This window comes from Tenacibaculum sp. ZH5_bin.1, assembly GCF_042865525.1.
In the GTDB taxonomy this organism is placed as follows: domain Bacteria; phylum Bacteroidota; class Bacteroidia; order Flavobacteriales; family Flavobacteriaceae; genus Polaribacter; species Polaribacter mesophilus.
Map to the genome: position 1 here is coordinate 188,262 of NZ_JBEGIO010000006.1, position 20,901 is coordinate 209,162.

General features: G+C 31.2%; 15 protein-coding genes. 6 read left to right on the plus strand and 9 right to left on the minus strand.

Annotated features, from left to right (window positions below):
• From ABHQ57_RS14585 to ABHQ57_RS14600, 4 genes are all read left to right on the plus strand, one after another.
• Window positions 1-3,300 (plus strand): SusC/RagA family TonB-linked outer membrane protein, encoded by a 3,300-nt coding sequence (locus tag ABHQ57_RS14585; RefSeq protein ID WP_317166131.1) that lies wholly within the window; start codon window positions 1-3, stop codon window positions 3,298-3,300.
• A gap of 11 nt (window positions 3,301-3,311) precedes the next feature.
• Window positions 3,312-4,628 carry a RagB/SusD family nutrient uptake outer membrane protein gene (locus tag ABHQ57_RS14590; RefSeq protein ID WP_167712339.1) on the plus strand — a complete coding sequence of 439 codons (1,317 nt, stop codon included), beginning with the start codon at window positions 3,312-3,314 and terminating at the stop codon, window positions 4,626-4,628.
• A 77-nt stretch (window positions 4,629-4,705) separates the two neighbouring features.
• A complete protein-coding gene (locus tag ABHQ57_RS14595; protein WP_073184412.1) occupies window positions 4,706-5,719 on the plus strand; it encodes a hypothetical protein in 1,014 nt (337 codons plus the stop codon).
• A 68-nt stretch (window positions 5,720-5,787) separates the two neighbouring features.
• Window positions 5,788-6,417 carry a hypothetical protein gene (locus tag ABHQ57_RS14600; protein WP_167712338.1) on the plus strand — a complete coding sequence of 210 codons (630 nt, stop codon included), beginning with the start codon at window positions 5,788-5,790 and terminating at the stop codon, window positions 6,415-6,417.
• A 52-nt stretch (window positions 6,418-6,469) separates the two neighbouring features.
• Here ABHQ57_RS14600 and obgE read toward each other — a convergent pair whose 3' ends face one another.
• The 3 genes from obgE to secDF form a co-directional block, all read right to left on the minus strand.
• Entirely contained in the window at window positions 6,470-7,459 is a 990-nt protein-coding gene (gene obgE / locus ABHQ57_RS14605; RefSeq protein ID WP_073184416.1) for a GTPase ObgE, read from the minus strand.
• A 72-nt stretch (window positions 7,460-7,531) separates the two neighbouring features.
• Window positions 7,532-8,650 carry an adenylate kinase gene (locus ABHQ57_RS14610; protein ID WP_082118684.1) on the minus strand — a complete coding sequence of 373 codons (1,119 nt, stop codon included), beginning with the start codon at window positions 8,648-8,650 and terminating at the stop codon, window positions 7,532-7,534.
• 87 nt (window positions 8,651-8,737) lie between these two features.
• The gene (gene secDF, locus ABHQ57_RS14615) at window positions 8,738-11,716 is read right to left on the minus strand and encodes a protein translocase subunit SecDF (RefSeq protein WP_389864078.1); all 2,979 of its coding nucleotides are present in this window, start codon (window positions 11,714-11,716) and stop codon (window positions 8,738-8,740) included.
• Between the two features lie 208 nt (window positions 11,717-11,924).
• On the opposite strand from secDF, the gene ABHQ57_RS14620 reads away from it, so the two are divergent.
• Entirely contained in the window at window positions 11,925-13,601 is a 1,677-nt protein-coding gene (locus tag ABHQ57_RS14620) for a formate--tetrahydrofolate ligase (RefSeq protein ID WP_167712336.1), read from the plus strand.
• Window positions 13,602-13,732: 131 nt separating this feature from the next.
• On the opposite strand, the gene ABHQ57_RS14625 is transcribed toward ABHQ57_RS14620, so the two are convergent.
• The 6 genes from ABHQ57_RS14625 to thrS form a co-directional block, all read right to left on the minus strand.
• Window positions 13,733-14,773 carry an XAC2610-related protein gene (locus ABHQ57_RS14625; protein WP_167712335.1) on the minus strand — a complete coding sequence of 347 codons (1,041 nt, stop codon included), beginning with the start codon at window positions 14,771-14,773 and terminating at the stop codon, window positions 13,733-13,735.
• A 152-nt stretch (window positions 14,774-14,925) separates the two neighbouring features.
• Window positions 14,926-15,510, minus strand: coding sequence for a hypothetical protein (locus ABHQ57_RS14630; protein WP_047790516.1), 585 nt, complete (start codon window positions 15,508-15,510; stop codon window positions 14,926-14,928).
• Window positions 15,511-15,605: 95 nt separating this feature from the next.
• Complete coding sequence (rplT, locus tag ABHQ57_RS14635; RefSeq protein ID WP_028891166.1) at window positions 15,606-15,950, minus strand: 50S ribosomal protein L20; 345 nt, start codon at window positions 15,948-15,950, stop codon at window positions 15,606-15,608.
• Between the two features lie 93 nt (window positions 15,951-16,043).
• The gene (rpmI, locus tag ABHQ57_RS14640) at window positions 16,044-16,241 is read right to left on the minus strand and encodes a 50S ribosomal protein L35 (RefSeq protein ID WP_047790515.1); all 198 of its coding nucleotides are present in this window, start codon (window positions 16,239-16,241) and stop codon (window positions 16,044-16,046) included.
• Between the two features lie 40 nt (window positions 16,242-16,281).
• Window positions 16,282-16,800, minus strand: coding sequence for a translation initiation factor IF-3 (gene infC / locus ABHQ57_RS14645; protein WP_073184421.1), 519 nt, complete (start codon window positions 16,798-16,800; stop codon window positions 16,282-16,284).
• A 74-nt stretch (window positions 16,801-16,874) separates the two neighbouring features.
• Complete coding sequence (thrS, locus tag ABHQ57_RS14650) at window positions 16,875-18,821, minus strand: threonine--tRNA ligase (RefSeq protein ID WP_159615660.1); 1,947 nt, start codon at window positions 18,819-18,821, stop codon at window positions 16,875-16,877.
• Window positions 18,822-19,019: 198 nt separating this feature from the next.
• On the opposite strand from thrS, the gene ABHQ57_RS14655 reads away from it, so the two are divergent.
• On the plus strand, window positions 19,020-20,312 hold the full coding sequence (locus tag ABHQ57_RS14655) for an ATP-binding protein (RefSeq protein WP_389864082.1): 1,293 nt from the start codon (window positions 19,020-19,022) through the stop codon (window positions 20,310-20,312).
• Window positions 20,313-20,901 lie beyond the last annotated feature (589 nt).

The window sequence follows — 20,901 nt, forward strand, 5'->3', positions numbered from 1 at the left end:
ATGATGAACAAAAAAATAATTTACTTACTGCTTCTTATACCATTTTCGGTTTTTGCACAAAACACAAAAACGATTAGTGGAACGGTAATAGACGAAGCTAGAAATGAAACTTTACCGGGGGTTAGTATCTACGCTTCAACCAAAGTAATTGGTAACAAAACGAATATAGAAGGAGTTATTCAAGCTTCAATGATTGGAACAACTACTGATTTCGACGGAAATTTCTCTTTTAAAGCACCAAAGGAAACAAAATATATTATAATATCATATATAGGTTTTGAAACAGAGAAAATAAATGTAGAAAATAGAAGTACAGATATGATAATAACACTAAAAGAAAAGGAAGAGCTTTTAGGGGAAGTTATCGTAACAGGTTATCAAAAAATAGAGAAACGTAAAATTACGTCGTCGTTTGCAAAAATTAAAACAGATGATGTTAAAAGAGCAGGAACAGCTAATATTGATCAGATGCTTTCTGGAGAAATTTCAGGAGTACTTGTTCAACCAACAAGTGGCGCTCCTGGTGCACCCGCTAAAATTCAAATTAGAGGTACTTCAACTTTAAACGGTTCTTCTGATCCTTTGTGGGTTTTAGATGGAATTCCTTTACAAGGAAATGATATTCCTAAAGATTTTAGAGATAAAGATAATATTGATAACTTAAAATCTTTTCCAATTGCAGGAATCAATCCTGAAGATATTGAAGAAATAACAGTTTTAAAAGACGCCTCTGCAACCTCTATTTATGGAGCAAGAGCTGCAAACGGAGTAATTGTAATTACGACTAAAAAAGGTAAAGAGGGGAATATGAGGATAAACTTTAATGCGAGCACATTCTTAACTTTACGTCCTGATTTTGATAGGTTAAACTTGATGAATGCTTCTGAGAAAGTAGATTTTGAATTAGGTTTAGCTCGTAGATCAGACTTAACTTATCAAAGTGAAAGAGGAGAAGTTTCTCGTATTTTACAGGCCTATGGAGAATATAATAATTTTCAAAATAATGGTTTTTCAAGTATAAATCCGTTAGCTCAGAATGCAATTAATAGCTTAAGAAACAAAGATACTAATTGGGGGAATGAGTTGTATCAAGCAGCAATAAATCAACAATACGGATTAACACTTTCAGGTGGAAGTGAAAAATCAAGATATTACTTCTCTTTAGGATATTTTGATGAAGAAGGAACAACAAAAGGTACTGGTTTAAACAGGTATAATCTTACGTTTAAAAATGACTATGATGTAAATGATAAATTAAATGTAGGAGTGTCTGTTTTTGCAAGTAGAAATAAAAGCACATCATATATTACTGGTGCAGATGCATACACTAACCCAGCAAATTACTCAAGAAGAGTAAACCCTTATTTCACTCCATACAACGCAGATGGAGGTTATAATTATGACCCAGACTTGATTGAAAGATCAGATTTAAATTTAAAATACAATCCATTAGAAGAAAGACAAAATACAAATCAAGAGTTAACATCTTATTCTATTAAACCAATAATTGATCTTACATATAAGTTTGATAATGCTTTAACATTATATACTCAATTAGGTATGCAGTTTGACTTTGATCAAACTGAAAAATTTGGAGATAAAAACAGTTACTACACTAGAAAATATAGATTTGGCTCTAGATACCAAGATGAAGACGGTAACGATGCCTTTTTTATGCCAGAAGGAGGTATTAATCAAAACTGGAATAGTGATGCTTTTCAATATAATTGGAAAACAACATTAAATTATAACACTTCTATAAATAATATTCATGAAGTTGATGTAATGTTAGGTACCGAGTTTAGAGAGGATAAACGAACTGAAATTCATACAAAAGGATTTGGTTTTAATACAAATACTTTAAGAACTATACCTATAACAGACGAAAGAGCTTTAGGAAATGAATTGTTTAACCCATATAAGAAAACAATTAATGAAAATGCTTACGCTTCTTTCTTCGGAACAGCTTCTTACACTTATGATAGAAAGTATACAGTATTTGGAAGTTTACGATATGATGGATCAAACTTATTTGGAGTAAATCCAGAGTTTAGGTACTTACCATTATGGTCTGTTGCGGGTTCTTGGAATGTAGCTAGAGAAAGCTTTTTTGATATAGATGCTGTTAATGAGTTTAAAATAAGAGGTTCATACGGGGTACAAGGAAATATAGACAAATCAACATCTCCTTTTGTAGTAGGGAATTATAAAGATGAAACTATTTTACCAGGGAATTCTGAACAAGGAATTAATGTAATATCTGCTCCTAACAAAGATTTACGTTGGGAAAAAACAATCTCATCAAATGTAGGGTTTGACTTAGGCTTATTTAATAATAGATTATACGTTTCAGCAGATTATTATTATCGTAAAAGTTCAGATTTAATAGGATTACAATCTATACCACTAGAATCTGGCTTTAATTTTATTAATACCAATTGGGCAACATTAAGTAATAAAGGTATTGAATTAGCAATAAACTCTAGAAATATTATAAAAGATGATTTTAAATGGAGTACAAGTTTTAACATATCACATAATAAAAATAAAGTAGAAAAGATTCAAATTAGAGATAATGAATTAAAACCTTCTTTATTAGGATACGGAGTAAATGCAGTTTTTGCAATAAAAACAGCAGGTTTAGATAGTAATGGTTTGCCTCTTTTTTGGAAAGATGGAAAAAAAGTAACCGCAGTAGATTTTTATAATCTATCAGAAGGGGTTGATGGAAGCCAGTTAACAGAAGAAGAGCATAGAAATCTATATACGTATGTAGGTAACGGAGATCCTGAATTTAGTGGAGGTTTCATAAATAAATTTCAATACAAAGATTTTAGTTTAAGTGTTGCAACCAATTTTAACATAAACCAAACTATAAAACGAACACCTTCGTATCACCCAACGCAAATAAGCCCAACATATAACTATAATAAAGAAGTCTTAAAAGCAGGGACAGGAAGTTACCCAGCTTTTATAGGAAGTACAACACCAGGTTTTGAAACAGATTTAGTGTATAGTTGGTATCATACTTACGATACAGGTAATACATACAGAGATTTAGATATTTGGGTAGATAAAATTTCGTACATAAGAATTAATAGTATAAAGTTTGGATACAATGTACCAAGCAGATATTTAGAAAGTATGAATGTTTCAAGATTAAGCTTTAACCTAGAAGGAAGAAATTTATTTGTTTTCGGAACAGATTATGACGGATATTTTGATCCAGAAACCTTTGGTAGTCCATATTCTCAACCAATACCAAAAATTATTTCTTTTGGATTTAATCTTTCTTTTTAAAAAATACAGTAATGAAAAAACATATATACATATTATTAATTAGCATAGTAAGCATCGTTTCTTGTGATGATTACTTAGATATAGAACCGGTAGGACAAGTAATACCAAAATCGGTTGAAGATTACCGAAGCTTTTTAACAACAGCTTATGCAACAGAAAAAAACAACCATATATTAACTACTTATAGAGCAGATGAACTACAGTTAAGCAAAAGCTCTGTAGGTTCAGAGCAGTATGAAGATATTTATTTATGGAATGATGCGAGTGCATCACCATTAACAACACCTTTTTCGTATGCTAGTTTCTATAAAATAATTTTTCATGCAAACCATGTTATAGAAAAAGAAACAGAAATTACTGGAGATGCAACAGCAATTACCCAATTAGTTGGGGAAGCTTACGCTTTACGAGCACTACAATATTTTCAGTTAATTAATTTGTATGCAAAGGCATACGATACAACAACAGCAAGTAATGACAATGGAGTTCCTATAGTTACTAAATATAACTTAGACCAAAAGTATGACATTCAATCAGTAGAAGAAGTATATACGCAAATACTAAGTGATCTTTCTAATGCCGAAGCACGTTTAAATATAGAACAGCAAGCTTCTGGTTTTAACTATAGATTTTCAAAAATTGCCTTAAAAAGCTTAAAAGCTAGAGTGTATTTGTATAAAAAAGAGTGGCAAAAAGCTATTGACGTAAGTAAAGAAGCCTTAGCTATAAAAAATACAATACAAGACTTAAATTCAGATAGTTCAATAATGCCTTCAGAATTTAGTTCTGTAGAATCTATTTTAGCATTAGATCAAGTGTCGTCTTTTGACATAGCAAGTAATGCTGCGGTTTCTGATCAATTTTTAAATAAATATGATAGAATAAACGATTTAAGATTTAATATTTACTTTAAGAAAGACGGAACAGTTTACAGAGCTGCTAAAACAGCAGACCTTAAGTATAAATCAACCTTCAGAGTAGCTGAACTATACTTAACCTTAGCAGAAGCATATACACAATTAAACGAATTAACATTTGCAAAAGAGCAACTGTTAGTATTAGTAAAGAACAGGTATACACCAGCTAAAGTTATAACTTATACCACTTATATTAATTCATTAACAAAGCAACAGTTATATGAAGAAATATTAGACGAGCGTGCACGTGAATTTGCAATTGAGGGGCAACGTTGGAATGACTTAAAAAGAACTACACAACCTGAAATAACAAAGTGGTACGAAGGAAAAAATTATAGCCTAAATAAAAATGACAGTAGGTATGTCGTTCAGTTTCCAAACGATGCTAAGATAAATAACCCAAATTTTTAAGATAAAAATATCCGGCAAGTATCAAACGGATAAAAATAAATTGATACTTAATTACTAATTATTTAAATATTTACATTATGAAAAAAGTTTTCCCTTTTTTGTCTTTAATTATTGCACTTGTAATAGTAAGCTGCTCTAGTGATGATAACGATAAAGTAGTACAATCATCTTTAAACAGTATTACAAGTTTTAAAATAAACTTTGAAGGCTTAAGTGAAGATGATGTTATATACGATTTAGGAAATAACATTACAATAAGTGTTCCTTTTAAAACAGATATTACAGGTTTAGTTCCTAATATTACCATATCAGATAAAGCTACTATTTCACCAGCCTCAGGAGAAGCGGTAAATTTTGTTGACGGTGAAGCAATGCCTTTTACTGTTACTGCAGAAAATGGTGATGAGAAAGTATACAATGTTACTATTAATATTCGTGGAGAAGTAGGTAGTGGTTCTAAAATAAAGACTTTCCTTTTTAAAGACGATTATAGCGAGAGTTTAACTACTTATACATATGATGATGTATCTAACTTTATTAAGTCATATGAAATTGAAGAAGGTGGAGCAACTACAACGTACACATTGGTATATGATGATAAAAACCAAGTAATAGAAGTTAAAACTGATACGAAAAGTACAATTTACACTTACAATGATGCAGGTTTAATTGCAAGCGCTATTGAAAAAAAAGATGGTAAAGAGGTTTATACTTATACCTACACTTATGATTCTGATAATAGATTAGAAAAGAAGGTAAGGGTAAACAAAGAAAATGATAAAATAACTAATACAAGTTATGTATACAACAAAGAAGGAAATGTAAAGTCTCAAACTATTGGAACTGAAACATTGGAAAACACTTATGATGATAAAAATAATCCTTTTAAAGGTGTTTACCCATCAGCTTTTTCAAAGATAAATATAGGAATAGGGTTAGATGCAGTAAACGTAAACAACCCAACACAAGGTAGTTTTTCAAGTGATACACCTGTAACGTACACATATAACACAGATAACTATCCTGTAACAGCGTCATATGTAGTATTTGGATTCATTAACACTGACATTACGTACACTTATTTTGATTAATTGATTAATTCCCCTAGTTAAGCACTCTTAGAATTTATTTTAAGGGTGTTTTTTTATGCAAATTTATAATGAATAAAGTAACCATATTATTAATAGCTATTTTATTAGTAACTTGTAAAACAAGTGCTATAAAAAATGAAGACATAGTTCTAGAATTAACTAAAGAAGAACAGCTAAATAAATTATATCAAGAAAAAATAAAACCTCTGTTTAGTTCATATATTGATATAAAAATACCTAATGAATTTAGGATAGATAAGAACGACAACTCTATTAATGCTGGAGCAGCAGATAATTATATTGAAGTAAGTCAAGGATTAGTAGATTATGATAAAGATTATATAAAAGTTTATGTACTATCTCACGAGATAGGTCACATCGTAACACTTAATCAAGCAAAAAAGTTTAAATTTGGTTTACAAATACCTTCTGGGATTGAAACAAATGATTATAAAAAAGCAGAGTATTTAGCAGATTTAATTGCGATACATTTAATGCTAACCAAAGAGAAAACTTTAGGAGAAGAATTAAAACAGAATTTAGAAGTAGTTCAATCTTTATTAGGGCCAGAAATATTTACACATCCAAGTGCTGTAGATAGAGTAGAGCTAATGAATTTGTATATTGAAAAAAGCTCTAAAGAAGATCCTAAAGTAGCTTTTAAAGAAATTTTTGAAAAGGTATGGAATATGGATTAAAACAAAAGCGCCCCATAGGGCGCTTTTGTTACTTTCTTATTAACTCAATTCCTTAATTCAACATTTGCCACAATTTATCCTTGAGCTCCATTAAGCCTTGTTGAGCTACAGATGAAATAAATAACGCTTCAATGCCTTCTGGTAATTCTTGTTTAATTTCTTCTTTCAATTCGTCGTCTAGCATATCTGATTTTGATATAGCTAATAAACGGTCTTTATCCAATAATTCAGGATTGTGTTTGCGAAGCTCATTCAATAAAATTTCATACTCCTTTTTTATATCCTCGCTATCAGCAGGAATTAAAAAGAGTAGGGTAGAGTTACGTTCTATATGACGTAAAAAGTGATGCCCTAAACCTTTTCCTTCAGCAGCTCCTTCAATAATCCCAGGAATATCTGCCATTACAAAACTTTGATGATTACGATATTCCACAATACCTAAATTAGGTTTTAGGGTTGTAAATGCATAATCAGCAATTTTAGGTTTGGCGGCGGTAATAACAGATAATAAAGTTGATTTTCCTGCATTAGGGAAACCAACTAAACCAACATCAGCTAAAATTTTTAATTCAATACGATACCAACCTTCTTGTCCGTCAATACCTGGCTGTGCATAACGAGGAGTTTGATTGGTTGATGACTTAAAATGCCAGTTACCACGACCACCTTTACCACCTTCTAATAAGATGATTTCTTGTTCGTCTTCAATAACTTCATGTAAAATTTCGTCAGTATCAGCATCACGGATAATAGTTCCTAATGGAACAGGAATGATAACATCAGCACCATCATGTCCAGTACTTCTACTGCTACTACCATCACCACCGTGTTCAGCTCTAAAATGACGTTTAAATTTTAAATGGAAAAGTGTCCACATATTTTTATCGCCACGTAATATAATGTGACCACCTCGACCACCGTCACCACCATCAGGTCCACCTTTCGCAATGTATTTTTCGCGATGTAAGTGTGCAGATCCACGACCACCTTTACCTGATGATGCGTAGATTTTAATATAGTCGACAAAATTTCCTTCAGTCATTGTTCGTTGTTTATTTGTTGAATTGTTAAAAAGCGATAATTGTTATTACTTTAACAATTAAACAAGTGTTTGTTATAGTGTATCAAATACGTCTGATAAACGTTGTGTAATTTCTTCAATAGAGCCAACTCCGTTTACTCCGTAGTAGTTGTTTTGTGTTTGGTAATAGTCTTTTAAAACAGCTGTTTTAGTATTGTATTCATTAAAACGATTACGGATTTTACTTTCATCCATATCATCAGAACGACCACTAGTTTTTCCTCTTTCTAAGATACGTTCAACTAATAAGTCTTCTGGCACTTCTAAAGCAACCATTCCGTTAATACGTTCACCTTTTTCAGCTAAAAAAGTATCTAAAGCTTTTGCTTGAGATTCTGTACGAGGAAATCCATCAAAAATAAATCCTGCAGAATCTGCATTTTTGTTAACCTCTTCTTTCAACATATTAATGGTAACTTCATCAGGAACTAAATCTCCAGCATCAATATATGTTTTTGCTAATAATCCTAATTCAGTCTTATTTTTAATATTAAATCGGAATACATCTCCTGTTGAAATGTGTACTAAATTGTATTTTTCTTTTAAAACTTCTGCTTGAGTACCTTTTCCTGCACCTGGAGGACCGAATAATACGATGTTTTTCATTTTTGGTGGTGTTGTTAATTGATAAATAGCAGGCAAGTTTCTACCATAACCTTTGTAATCTAATCCGTAACCTACAATAAATTTATCTTCAATACTTTTTCCAATATAATTTATATGTAGCTCTTTACGATAGACATCAGGCTTGTAAAAAAGTGTTACTATTTTTAGTTCTTTTAATTTTTTTGTTTTAAAGATTTCATAAATCTCTTGAAGGGTTGTACCAGTATCAATAATATCTTCTAAAATAATAACGGTACGACCAGATAAATCTTCATTAAGACCAATTAAGCTCTTTACATTTTCTGTTGAAGAAGTGCCTTGGTAAGAAGACAATTTAACAAAACTAATTTCACAGTTTCCTTTATATTCACGTAAAAAATCGGCAGTAAAAACAAAGCACCCGTTTAAAATTCCTATGAAAATAGGAACTTCATCAGAAGGTAAATCTTTTCTTACTTGCTCAGCTAAAGAACTAACAATATTAGAAATTTCATCAGCTGAAATGAATTCTTTAAAATATAAATCGTGGAGTTTTGTAATTTTCATCAGACTGCAAAGATAGTTGCTTGATATTAAATGAAAAAACCGTTTTGAAGTTTATTCAAAACGGTTTTATGTATGTTTTTATTTAAGTTACTTGTTTTCTTCTTTTTTAGAAACGTCAAACATAATTGGCGTTGCAACAAATAAAGAAGAATAAGTACCTACTACCACACCTACGATTAATGCGAACATAAATCCTTTAATACTGTCCCCTCCAAAGAAGAAGATAGCTAACATTACAAGTAATGTTGTTAAAGAGGTGTTGATAGTCCTTCCTAATGTACTGTTTAATGCTTTGTTTACTAAACTAGCAGTAACAGAGTTTTTGCCTTCTGTAAACTCTCTAATTCTATCAAAAATTACCACAGTATCATTTAATGAGTATCCTACTACTGTTAAAATTGCTGCGATGAATGATTGACCAATTTCCATATCAAATGGCATGAATTTGTATAGTAAAGAGAATACACCTAATACTACTAACACATCATGAAAAACAGCTACTACCGCACCAATAGAGTATGCCATTTTTCTAAAACGTAATAAGATGTATAAGAAAACTACGATTAACGATCCTAAAACTGCCCATAAAGCTGATTGCTTAATATCATCTGCAATAGTAGGTTCTACCTTAATGTAGCTCATAATTCCGTTTCCTGCTTTTTCAAAACCAGGTTTAAAGTTATCGTAAGAAGTGTCTCCTAAGTATGGTTTTAATCCTTGATATAAAGCGTTTTGAACTTGTTCATCTACATTAGTACCTTCTTCATCAATTTTGAAGGCAGTAGTAATTTTTAATTGGTGATCAGAACCAAAAGTTTTTACTTCTGGAGCTGTACCAAATACTTCTTTCAACTGCTCTGATACCTCATTACCTTTCATGGCTTCGTCAAAACGTACCACATAAGAACGTCCTCCTTTAAAGTCTACCCCTTGCTTTAAACCTACAGTAAAAATAGAAGCTAAGCCTACTACGATAAAGAATCCTGAAATTATATAAGCTATCTTACGCTTTTGTAAGAATTCAATATTAATATTTTTAAACCAGTTTTTAGAGAAACCAGTATTAAAAGGTAACTTAGTTCCTTTTTCAACAGCACCGTCAATAAATAAACGAGTAATGAATACAGCTGTAAATAAAGAAGTAGCAATACCTATCATCAGTGTTAAAGCAAAACCTTTAATTGGTCCTGTACCGAAAGTGTATAAAATAATACCAGTTAATAAAGTAGTAATGTTAGCATCAATAATTGCAGATAACGCTCCTTTAATACTAAATCCTTCATCTACTGATTCACCTAAGTTTTTTCCACCGCTTAAGGCTTCTTTAATTCTTTCAAAAATAATTACGTTTGCATCTACTGACATACCTATGGTTAAGATAATACCAGCAATACCAGGTAAGGTTAATACTGAATTAAATGAAGCTAAAATTCCAAAAATAAATAAGATGTTAACTACTAAAGCAATGTTAGCATAAATACCAGCTCTACCGTAGTATAAGAACATCCAAACCAACACTAAAATAATCGCTAACCCGAATGACCACATACTTGCATCAATAGACTCTTTACCTAATGATGGTCCAACTACTTCAGCTTGAATAATACGAGCAGGAGCAGGTAGTTTACCAGCTTTTAAAACTGTTGCAATATCTTGTGCCTCAGTTACTGTCATGGTTCCTCCTGAAATTTGAGTACTACCACCAGTAATAGCTGCATTTACAACAGGAGCAGTATATACGTAGTTGTCTAATACCACAGCAACGAACTTACCAATATTTTCGCTAGTCATTTTTGCCCATTGCTTAGTACCGGAACCATTCATTAACATGGATACTACAGGTTTACTCAATTGATCGTATTCTTGTTTAGCATCTGCAATTACATCACCACCAATAGGAGCTTTATCTTTTCGGTTAGATTTTATTGCATACAAACCAATAATCTCTGTTCCATCAGCTCCAGCTTGAGTTTTGTAATCCCATAAAAACTTTGTATATTTTAAGTTGTTAGGTAATAAAGCTCTTACCTCCTTGTTCTGTAAGAAACTATTTACTTTCGCAGTATCTTGAACTCTAGCTTGTGCAACTAACGAGCTTACTTGTTGTGGACTCTTAGCTACATTAGGGTATAAGTAAGTAAATAAGTTCTTTTGAGTTTCAACTTTTGTAGAATCAGCAGATTCACCCAATAAATCATCAATATCATTGTCTGCCTTAGCAGTATCTTTCACTTGTTCAGTTGCAGAATCATCTTTTAACATTTCAGCAACTTTAGCGTTTGCTGTAAAGAAAAAGTTTTGAACATCTGCATTCGTGTGTACTTCCCAAAACTGTAATTCAGCAGTACTTTGTAATAGTTTTTCTACACGATCAATATCTTTAGCACCTGGTAATTCTACTTGAATTCTACCAGAGTTTCCAATACGTTGAATGTTCGGTTGTACAACTCCAAATTTATCAATACGGCTACGTAATACTTCAAAAGCAGTGTTGATAGAAGTGTTTATTTCTTCTTGTAAAGTCGATTTAACCTGCTCGTTTGTTTTGTTGAAGTCTATTTTATCACGTAAAGCCTTTGTTCCAAAAATGCTAGGGTCACTTAATTTAATACTACCATTACTTAATTTTTCGAACTCGTTGTAGAATAAATCTAAGTAATTCTCTTGGCTATCTTTTTGAGCTTCATCAGCATTCGTTAATGCTTGCTTAAAAGTTGTGTTTTGAGAATCGTCAGACAATCCGATTAAGATATCTTTTACTGATACCTGTAAAATTGCGTTAATACCCCCTTTTAAATCAAGACCAAGGTTCATCTCCTTGTTTCTGATATCATTGTAAGAGTACTTTGCAAATCCTAAATTTACTATCTCTTTGTTAGCTACGCTATCTAAGTATTTTCGTTCATATCTTGCTAGAGCTCTACCGTTGTTATCACTAACATTAGCTTTAGCATATTGTTTCGCACTATCTTCTACCTTATTGGCAAAGAATGTAAACGATAACTGATAAATACTCACTAGACCAAAAAGTATAGCAAATAATTTAATTAATCCTTTGTTTTGCATTGTAAATAATTTAAATCGACTTTATTTTAAAAACGTGCAAATATAGCGTTTCGTTAAAAGAAAAGCCAATTCTTTTATCATATTTATGTGATTAGATAATAAATAGGGAATATTTGCTAACAAATGTCAGTTTTTAGGGGGATTATATTACGTATATTTACCTATTTTTTAGCAAAATAAATAACTTAAAAATTTTAAATAATTCGCCATGGCGCATTTAACAGATATCGAAATTGCTCAAGCAAAAGAATTACAACATATTAAACATATAGCAAGTAAATTAAAAATTAAAGAAGATGATTTAGAAATGTATGGGAAATACAAAGCTAAATTACCTTTAAGTTTAATAAACGAAGAGAAAGTAAAAGAAAATAACTTAGTGTTGGTAACAGCACTAACACCTACGCCAGCAGGTGAAGGAAAAACAACTGTTTCTATAAGTTTAACAGAAGGATTAAATAAAATAGAAAAACAGGCAACTGTAGTATTGAGAGAACCATCATTAGGACCTGTTTTTGGAATTAAAGGAGGGGCAGCTGGAGGTGGACATTCGCAAGTTGTACCAATGGAGGATATAAACTTACATTTTACTGGAGATTTCAACGCTATAGAGAAAGCAAATAATTTACTGTCAGCTTTAATAGATAACAATTTACAGAACAGCACTGATAATTTAAATATCGATCCTCGTACGATTTTATGGAAACGCGTGATTGATATGAACGATCGTTCGTTACGTCAAATTACAATTGGTTTAGGAGGAACGGCAAATGGAATACCACGCGAAGATGGATTCAACATTACACCAGCATCAGAAGTAATGGCTATTCTTTGTATGGCAACTTCTTTTGATGATTTAAAAGAACGCTTAGGGAGTATTTTTATTGGGTTCACTTTTGATAAAAAGCCAGTTTTTGCACGTGATTTAAAAGCACAAGATGCAATGGCTATTTTATTAAAAGATGCAGTAAAACCAAATTTAGTACAAACCTTAGAAGAAAATCCGGCAATTATTCATGGTGGACCTTTTGCAAATATAGCACAAGGTACTAATACAATTATTGCAACTAAAATGGGGTTGTCGTTATCAAATTATGTAGTAACAGAAGCTGGTTTTGGAGCTGATTTAGGAGCAGAAAAGTTTCTAAATATAAAATCACAATATGCAGGGTTAAATCCTAAATGTGTGGTTCTAGTTGCTACTATTAGAGCATTGCGCCACCATGGAGGATCATCAAAAGAAGAATACAATAGCCCAAGATTAGAGCGTGTACAAAACGGATTTAAAAACCTAGAAAAGCATATAGAGAATATTAGAAAATTTAATATAGAACCTGTAGTAGCTATCAATTCTTTTATTTCAGACACTGAGGAAGAAGTTAATTATGTGATTGATGCTTGTGCTAGTTTAGGTGTACAAGCAGTTGTTTCAGAAGGATGGGCAAAAGGAGGTGAAGGAACTAAAAAATTAGCTGAGGCTGTTGTTGATGTAGTTGAAAACAAAGCTACCCAATACAAACCGTTGTACGATTGGAAAAGTCCTGTAAAAGAAAAAATAGAAAAGATTGCCAAAGAAATTTATGGAGCAGATGCTGTAACCTATGATAAAAAAGCTGAGTTAAACTTGCGAAGAATTGATCGTTTAGGTTTTAATGACTTTGCTGTTTGTATGGCAAAAACTCAAAAGTCATTTTCAGATAATGATAAGTTAATTGGAAGACCAAAGGGGTTTACAGTAAATGTTAGAGAAATAGAAATAGCAGCAGGAGCACAATTTATAATTCCAATTTTAGGAAAAATGATGCGTATGCCTGGGTTACCCGCAACTCCAGCATCAGAAAATATGACAATAGATAACAAAGGGCTAATTTCTGGTTTGTCATAGGTGTTTTTTACGTTTATAACTTAAATGTGTTTTTATGTTAAAAGAGAGCCAAGTTTTAAAAGGTAATAATAGTTATTAATAAATAAGTCCCGAGTTTGTTTATCACTCGGGATTTATAATTTATTAAAAGATTATTCGACAATAAGATTATTTAATTTTATGTTTTTTAGAGCCTGTAAACTCCCCTCTATAGAGTTTAAATCCCCTTTTAAATTATATTTTTTACCTTTTATATTAACAAGTATACCAATGCTGTTAATCTTACCTTCTTTGATTGTTTGGTAAATTTGATAAGTAACACCCTTGTTTTTAAAAGCTAAGGTGTCTTTTGTTTTATTGAGTCTGAAATTGTAATCTCCTCCCATCAATTCAATAGGGAATGAGAATTCTACAGTTCCATCAGGTTTAATCAAAGCGTAATTAAGAGCTAATCCATTCATGCTAAATAGAACAGCCCGTTTCTTGTTTTTAATAAGATTAAATGATAATATTTTAGAAAGCCCATCATATTTTAAATCTAGTGTTTTAGTGGTTTTGGTATTTTTTTTATTTCCGTTCCATTCTGTTATAGTAGTCGAATAAAAAGGAGTAAAAGCAGCATTTTCTTCTACAATTAAAATAGGAGTAGGTATATTGTTTACTACTTTAAAAGTTGAATATTGATGCCAGCAACAACCACTTTTAGTAATGGTATGAATGGTTTTTGTTTTGTCATCCGTTTGAAACATACCACAATATTCTTGTGCTAATCGAGTAAACTCAGGGCTAAATGTTAGTTTGTTGTTAATTTCTAGATAAATTTTAAAAGACGGTCCATGATAGCAGCTAAACTGTCCATCCATGATAGCTAAGTCTTTAACACCATCGAAATTAAAGTCTTTATAAATTAAAATACTTTGTTTTCCATATGGAATGTTTAACATACTTGTTTTAACAACTCCAGAGGTTTCTAACTCAAAAGTTAATTCATCAGAGTGTATTTCTATAATTTTTGTATTTGTTTTAGATTCGTAAACAGCAATACTTCCTTTTTTGAAAATTTCATTTTCATAACCTTTTTCAATAACCAAGAGTCCTTTATATCTTTCTGAAAAACCTATGATCTCGTAATGAGTTTGACCAAATATCTTTAGGAAAGTAAATATAAACAGTAGCGTGAAATTCTTTTTCATGAAGTAAACTATTGGGATGTTAATTCTAAATGATGTTCCATAAAACAAAAATATATTAAGAATGAAGGAAAATAAATATAAAAAAGAAATCCTTTGGTTACTGGATAATTTACCAAAGGATTGTTTTATTTTATAATAAAAATATTTTTATGTTAATTCACACCACGTTGTTTGTTAATTTCGTCTTGTAATTGTCTACGTAATTTTTGTTCTTTTTCAATGGTCTTTTTTTTGTATTGTTCAAATTCCTCTTCAGTTTCAGTTAATAAACTTTTTGTTTCTTTAGTAACTACATTACTGTTATTAAACCTGTATATGAAGAAAGCTAAGGCAGCAAGTAAAACAAAAATAATACCCCATACTATAGAGTTGTAGGTGGATTTGTTTAAAGGAATTCCAACAAAAGAAATAGCATCTTCCTTATCAATAGAAGTAACTAAATCTTTGTTTAGTGTATCTATCTTAGTTTGTAATTCAACAATACTTTTTTGTTGTTCATCTATTTTTACCTGTTTAGCAGCAGCATCTGTTTTAATAACCTTTATACTGTCTAAAATACTATTTTGTAGTCTTAAGTATTCATTTTTTTTTACGACCTTATAAATTTGGTAGTTGTTTGATTTCTTATAAAGTTCTTTAAACTGGTTTTCAACCGTATTAGGTTGGTCAGGAGAACTGGTTTGAGCTATAATACTTTGAGATAAAATAAAGATGAATACTATTTTTAAAAATTTCATGATACTGATATTTTAGTTCAATTGATGAATACATATGGTTTAAAAAAACCCAAACGTTAAGGTTTGGGTTTTTAGTATAAGCAAGGTTATGAAACTTATTTTACTTTTTCTACAATGGCCTTAAAAGCTTCTGGATTGTTCATAGCTAAATCAGCTAAAACCTTACGGTTTAATTCGATATTATTAGCTTTAACTTTACCCATAAACTGTGAGTAAGACATTCCGAACTGACGAGCTCCAGCGTTGATACGTTGAATCCATAAAGAACGGAAGTTTCTCTTATTGTTTTTACGGTCACGGTATGCATAAAGCATTCCTTTTTCAACCGCATTCTTTGCTACTGTATAAACGTTTTTACGACGTCCAAAGTAACCTTTTGCTTGCTTCAAGATTTTTTTTCTTCTATTTCTTGAAGCTACTGAATTTACTGATCTTGGCATAATTCAAATGTGTTTTTGTAGTAGGCGACTTACTTAAAAGTTCTTTAATGAGCCCAACTCCATGGTTAATAATTAAATTCCCTGAGCTAACAATTATTTTAAAACTAATTGTTGCTTAATGTTTGCTTCATCAGATTTATGTACTAATGTAGCATGTGTTAATGCAAGCTTACGTTTTTTAGACTTTTTTGTTAAAATGTGGCTTTTAAACGCGTGCTTTCTTTTGATTTTTCCAGTACCAGTTAACTTGAAACGTTTTTTAGCACTAGATTTTGTTTTAATTTTAGGCATCTTTGTTTTTAGTTTTATCTTGCTTATATTATTGTATGTATTATTTACCTTTTTTAGGAGCAATAAACATAATCATACGTTTTCCTTCTAGTTTCGGCATTTGTTCTACCTTACCGTATTCTTCTAATTCTTGAGCTAATTTTAATAGTAAAATTTGTCCTTGTTCTTTAAATACAATCGAACGCCCTTTGAAGAATACAAAAGCTTTTAATTTAGCTCCATCTTGTAAGAACTTAATCGCATGCTTCTTTTTGAATTCGTAATCATGTTCGTCAGTTTGAGGTCCGAAACGAATTTCCTTAACGGTAACTTTAGTTGCTTTAGCTTTTAAAGCTTTTTCACGTTTCTTTTGCTCATATAAGAACTTTTTGTAATCAATAACTTTACAAACAGGAGGAACAGCTTTAGGTGAAATTTCAACTAAATCTAATTCTAACTCTCGTGCAATCTCTTTAGCTTTAGCTAATGGATATACACCTACTTCCACGTTATCGCCTACAAGACGAACTTCATCAACATGTCTAATTTTTTCATTAATTCTATGTTGATCTTCTTTAATTACTCTCGCGGGTCTTCTACCGCCTTTTCTTCTAATTGCTATGACTTATAAATTTTAAATTACTATCTATTTTTTTAACTACCAAAAGGAACTAATGTCTTACTAACTTCTTTCTGTATTAGAGAAATAAACTCCTCTATAGTAAATGTTCCTAAATCACCTTCACCATGTTTTCTTACAGATACTGTGCCATCTTTTTCTTCTTGTTCACCAACAATAACCATAAAAGGTATTTTACTAACTTCGGCATCACGTATCTTTCTTCCTGTCTTCTCGTTACGGTTATCAACGAGGGCGCGAATTTCGGAATTTTCTAACAAAGTTAAAACTTTTTCGGTATATTTTTGATATTTCTCGCTGATTGGCAGTACAATAACTTGCTCTGGGGTTAGCCAAAGAGGGAAATTACCACCTGTGTGCTCCAATAAAACAGCAATAAAACGCTCCATAGAACCAAATGGTGCACGGTGAATCATTACTGGGCGGTGTAATTGATTGTCAGCACCTTTGTAATGTAAATCAAAACGTTCAGGTAGGTTGTAATCGACTTGAATAGTACCTAATTGCCAACTTCTACCTAAAGCATCTTTTACCATAAAGTCTAACTTGGGACCATAAAAAGCAGCTTCACCTTCTTCAACAACATAATCTAAACCTTTATCTTTCGCTGCATTGATAATTGCTTGCTCAGCTTTTTCCCAGTTTTCAACTGAACCAATATATTTATCAAGGTTCTCCATGTCTCTAATAGATACCTGAGCAGTAAAATCTTCAAAACCTAAAGATCCGAATACGTATAGTACCAAATCAATTACATTTTTAAACTCTTCATCTAATTGTTCAGGTGTACAGAATATGTGTGCATCATCTTGAGTAAAACCACGAACACGAGTTAAACCATGTAACTCACCACTCTGTTCATATCTATATACAGTACCAAATTCAGCAAAACGTTTAGGTAAATCTTTATATGAATAAGGTTTGTGATTGTACACCTCACAGTGATGTGGACAGTTCATAGGTTTTAGCAAAAACTCCTCGTCTTCTTTTGGAGTAGTAATAGGTTGAAAACTATCTTCACCATATTTAGCATAGTGCCCAGAGGTAACATATAGTTCTTTCTGACCAATGTGAGGAGTCATAACCATTTCGTACCCTGCTTTCTTTTGAGCAGCTTTTAAGAAATCTTCTAAACGACCACGTAAAGCAGCGCCTTTAGGTAACCATAACGGTAAACCTTGTCCTACTTTTTGAGAAAAAGTAAAAAGTTCTAGCTCTTTACCAAGTTTTCTATGGTCACGCTTTTTAGCTTCTTCAAGTAGTTCTAAATATTGTTTTAACTCTTTTTGTTTAGGGAAAGAAATTCCATAGACACGAGTTAACTGGTTGTTCTTTTCGTCACCGCGCCAATAAGCACCAGCAACATTCATAATTTTTACTGCTTTAATAATTCCTGTGTTCGGAATATGTCCTCCACGGCATAAGTCAGTAAAATCACTGTGATCACAAAAAGTAATATCACCATCTTCTAAACCTTCAATAAGTTCTACCTTATATTGGTTGTTTTGTGCTTTATAGTAGGCTAAAGCATCAGCTTTAGAAATAGAGCGCATTTTAAACTCAGCTTTTTCCCGAGCACGCTCTAAAAATTTCTTTTCTATTTTATCAAAGTCTTTTTCAGAAATAGTATCTTCTCCAAAATCAACATCATAATAAAAACCATTCTCAATAGCAGGTCCAATAGTTAATTTTGCATTTGGATAAAAATCTTGAATAGCTTGTGCTAATACGTGAGCAGAGGAATGCCAAAAAGCTTTCTTTCCTGCTGCGTCATTAAAGGTATATAAAACTAACGAGCCGTCTGTGGTAAGTGGGGTGGTGGTTTCAATGGTGTCTCCTTCAAAACTTGCAGAAATAACATTTCTAGCTAAACCTTCACTAATACTTTTAGCAACATCCATTGGAGTGCTGTTCTTTTCAAATTCCTTGACGCTCCCGTCAGGTAATGTAATTTTAATCATTATATATATATGTGTTATGTATAATTTCCTTACAAGTGGAAATTTTGAATCGCAAAGATATTGTAAAAGCATTTTGTAAGCAATATATAATAATTAAAGATTATAATATTAATTTTATAAGCACAATAATTTTAGAGAGCTAATGTTTTTTAAAATGAAATAATTACTTTTAGTTTTTTTAGCGTTTGTTTTTTAGATATGTTTTTTGATTTTTTTAAAAATAAAGGTAAGCTTGAACTATTTGAAATAAAAAATAGTAGTGCAGTCTTACTCTTAATGGCTCCTGGGTTGTATGTTTATTCTGTTTTAATTTTTTATTTTAATAAAAAAGCAATAGAACTCCCTGGTTTAAGAGAAACCTTCGCTGTTGTTTTTTTTATAGCAGGAATAATACCTCTTGTGAAAAAGGAGTGGGCTGAAAAATACTATGGCTATGTAGTTTTTTTAGTGCTATTTTTATTTCAACATTACCTTATATATACAACAAAGGTAAATGATTTTTCAATAGATTATTTGTTAGGAACTTTTATTGTGATGTTTGGAGCTATACTAATTTTAAACAATAGAGGTTTTATAATGATTTTTAGTGTTTTCCAGTTATTGCATTTAACTTATTGGGGTTTCACATCAAATATAAATATTGTATTAGAATCTGCTATATTAATATCCACTTCTACTATTTTTATTTTTTCAACAATTATTTTAAATGGTCATGTAAGATATCGAAAACAATTACAAGAAATAAATTTGTCATTAGAAAATAGAGTAAAAGAAAGAACAAAAGACTTAGAAATTAGAGCAAAAGAATTGTCAGAAAAGAATGAAGATTTAGAAGAGTTTGCCTATGTAGTATCACATGACTTAAAAACCCCTTTAGGGAATTTACATGCTTTGTCAGAATGGATGTTGGAGAGTAATGTAAATGATTCAGGAAAAAATGAACACATCAATATGCTTCGAATGATGAAAGACCAAGTAGAGCAGATAGATTTATTAATTAATGGTATCCTTGATTATTCCTTAAAAGGAAATGAAATGGAGGTAAAGAAAGAAATAAAAGTAAATAATATTGTAGAGCAAATAATAGAATTGAATCCCGTTCCTAATTGTATTATAAAAATAAAGAATAAACTACCAATAATAGAGTATAATGAAACTGAGATAATCCAAGTGTTTGAAAACTTAATAGAGAACGCGATTAAGCACAACGATAAAGAATATATATGTATAGAAATAGGAAGCAAAGAAGAAGATAAAGAATATGTTTTTTATGTAAAAGACAATGGTCCGGGGATAGAAGAAAAAAATCATAAAAAAATTTTTAATCTTTTTCAAAAGTTAGAAGAAACATCTTCTTTTCAATCTATAGGGCTGGGGTTGGCTTTGGTTAAGAAGATCTTGAAGAGGAGAGGAGGGCGTATATGGTTGAATAACGAAGAGGGGCAAGGAACTATATTTTACTTTTCGGTCATGAAAAAACAAAGGGCGTGAGTGTAACTAATTATATAATAACGTATTAAAAAATATTTAAAAAAAAGGTTTAAAAAGTGCTTGTTAAGTGGGAAAAGGTGTCTATATTTGCACCCGCCAACGGAGAAGCGCTAAGTTTTAAAGTTAGCAAAAGTTCATTAAAATAGGGATGTAAGATATTTAAAGAAAACGTTAAAAAATAGTTTAACAAATTCTTGTTTATTAGGAAATAAAGTGAGTATCTTTGCAGTCCGAATTTTAGGGAAACAGTTCATTAAAATAGTGTAGCAAATCAAACGAAAAAAACTTTAAAAAAAGTTTTGTCAGATTAAAAAGAGTTTGTAGTTTTGCATCCGCTTTCACAAAGCGACATGATCACAGAAATTTTGGAAGACGATAAGTTGCTAGTTCGAGTCTAGTGTTTCTACAAGAGGATGAGTCGTAAGATAAGTAACAACTTGTCATTGGTGACTCGCCACAAGTTCATTGAAAATATTGAAATTGACAGCGTAATTAAAGAGTAGAATTACCGGTAGTAGTTTAAGAGATTAAGCTATTATAAAATTCTTTTGGAACTTAACATTAATAATATTAAAGATTATACAATGAA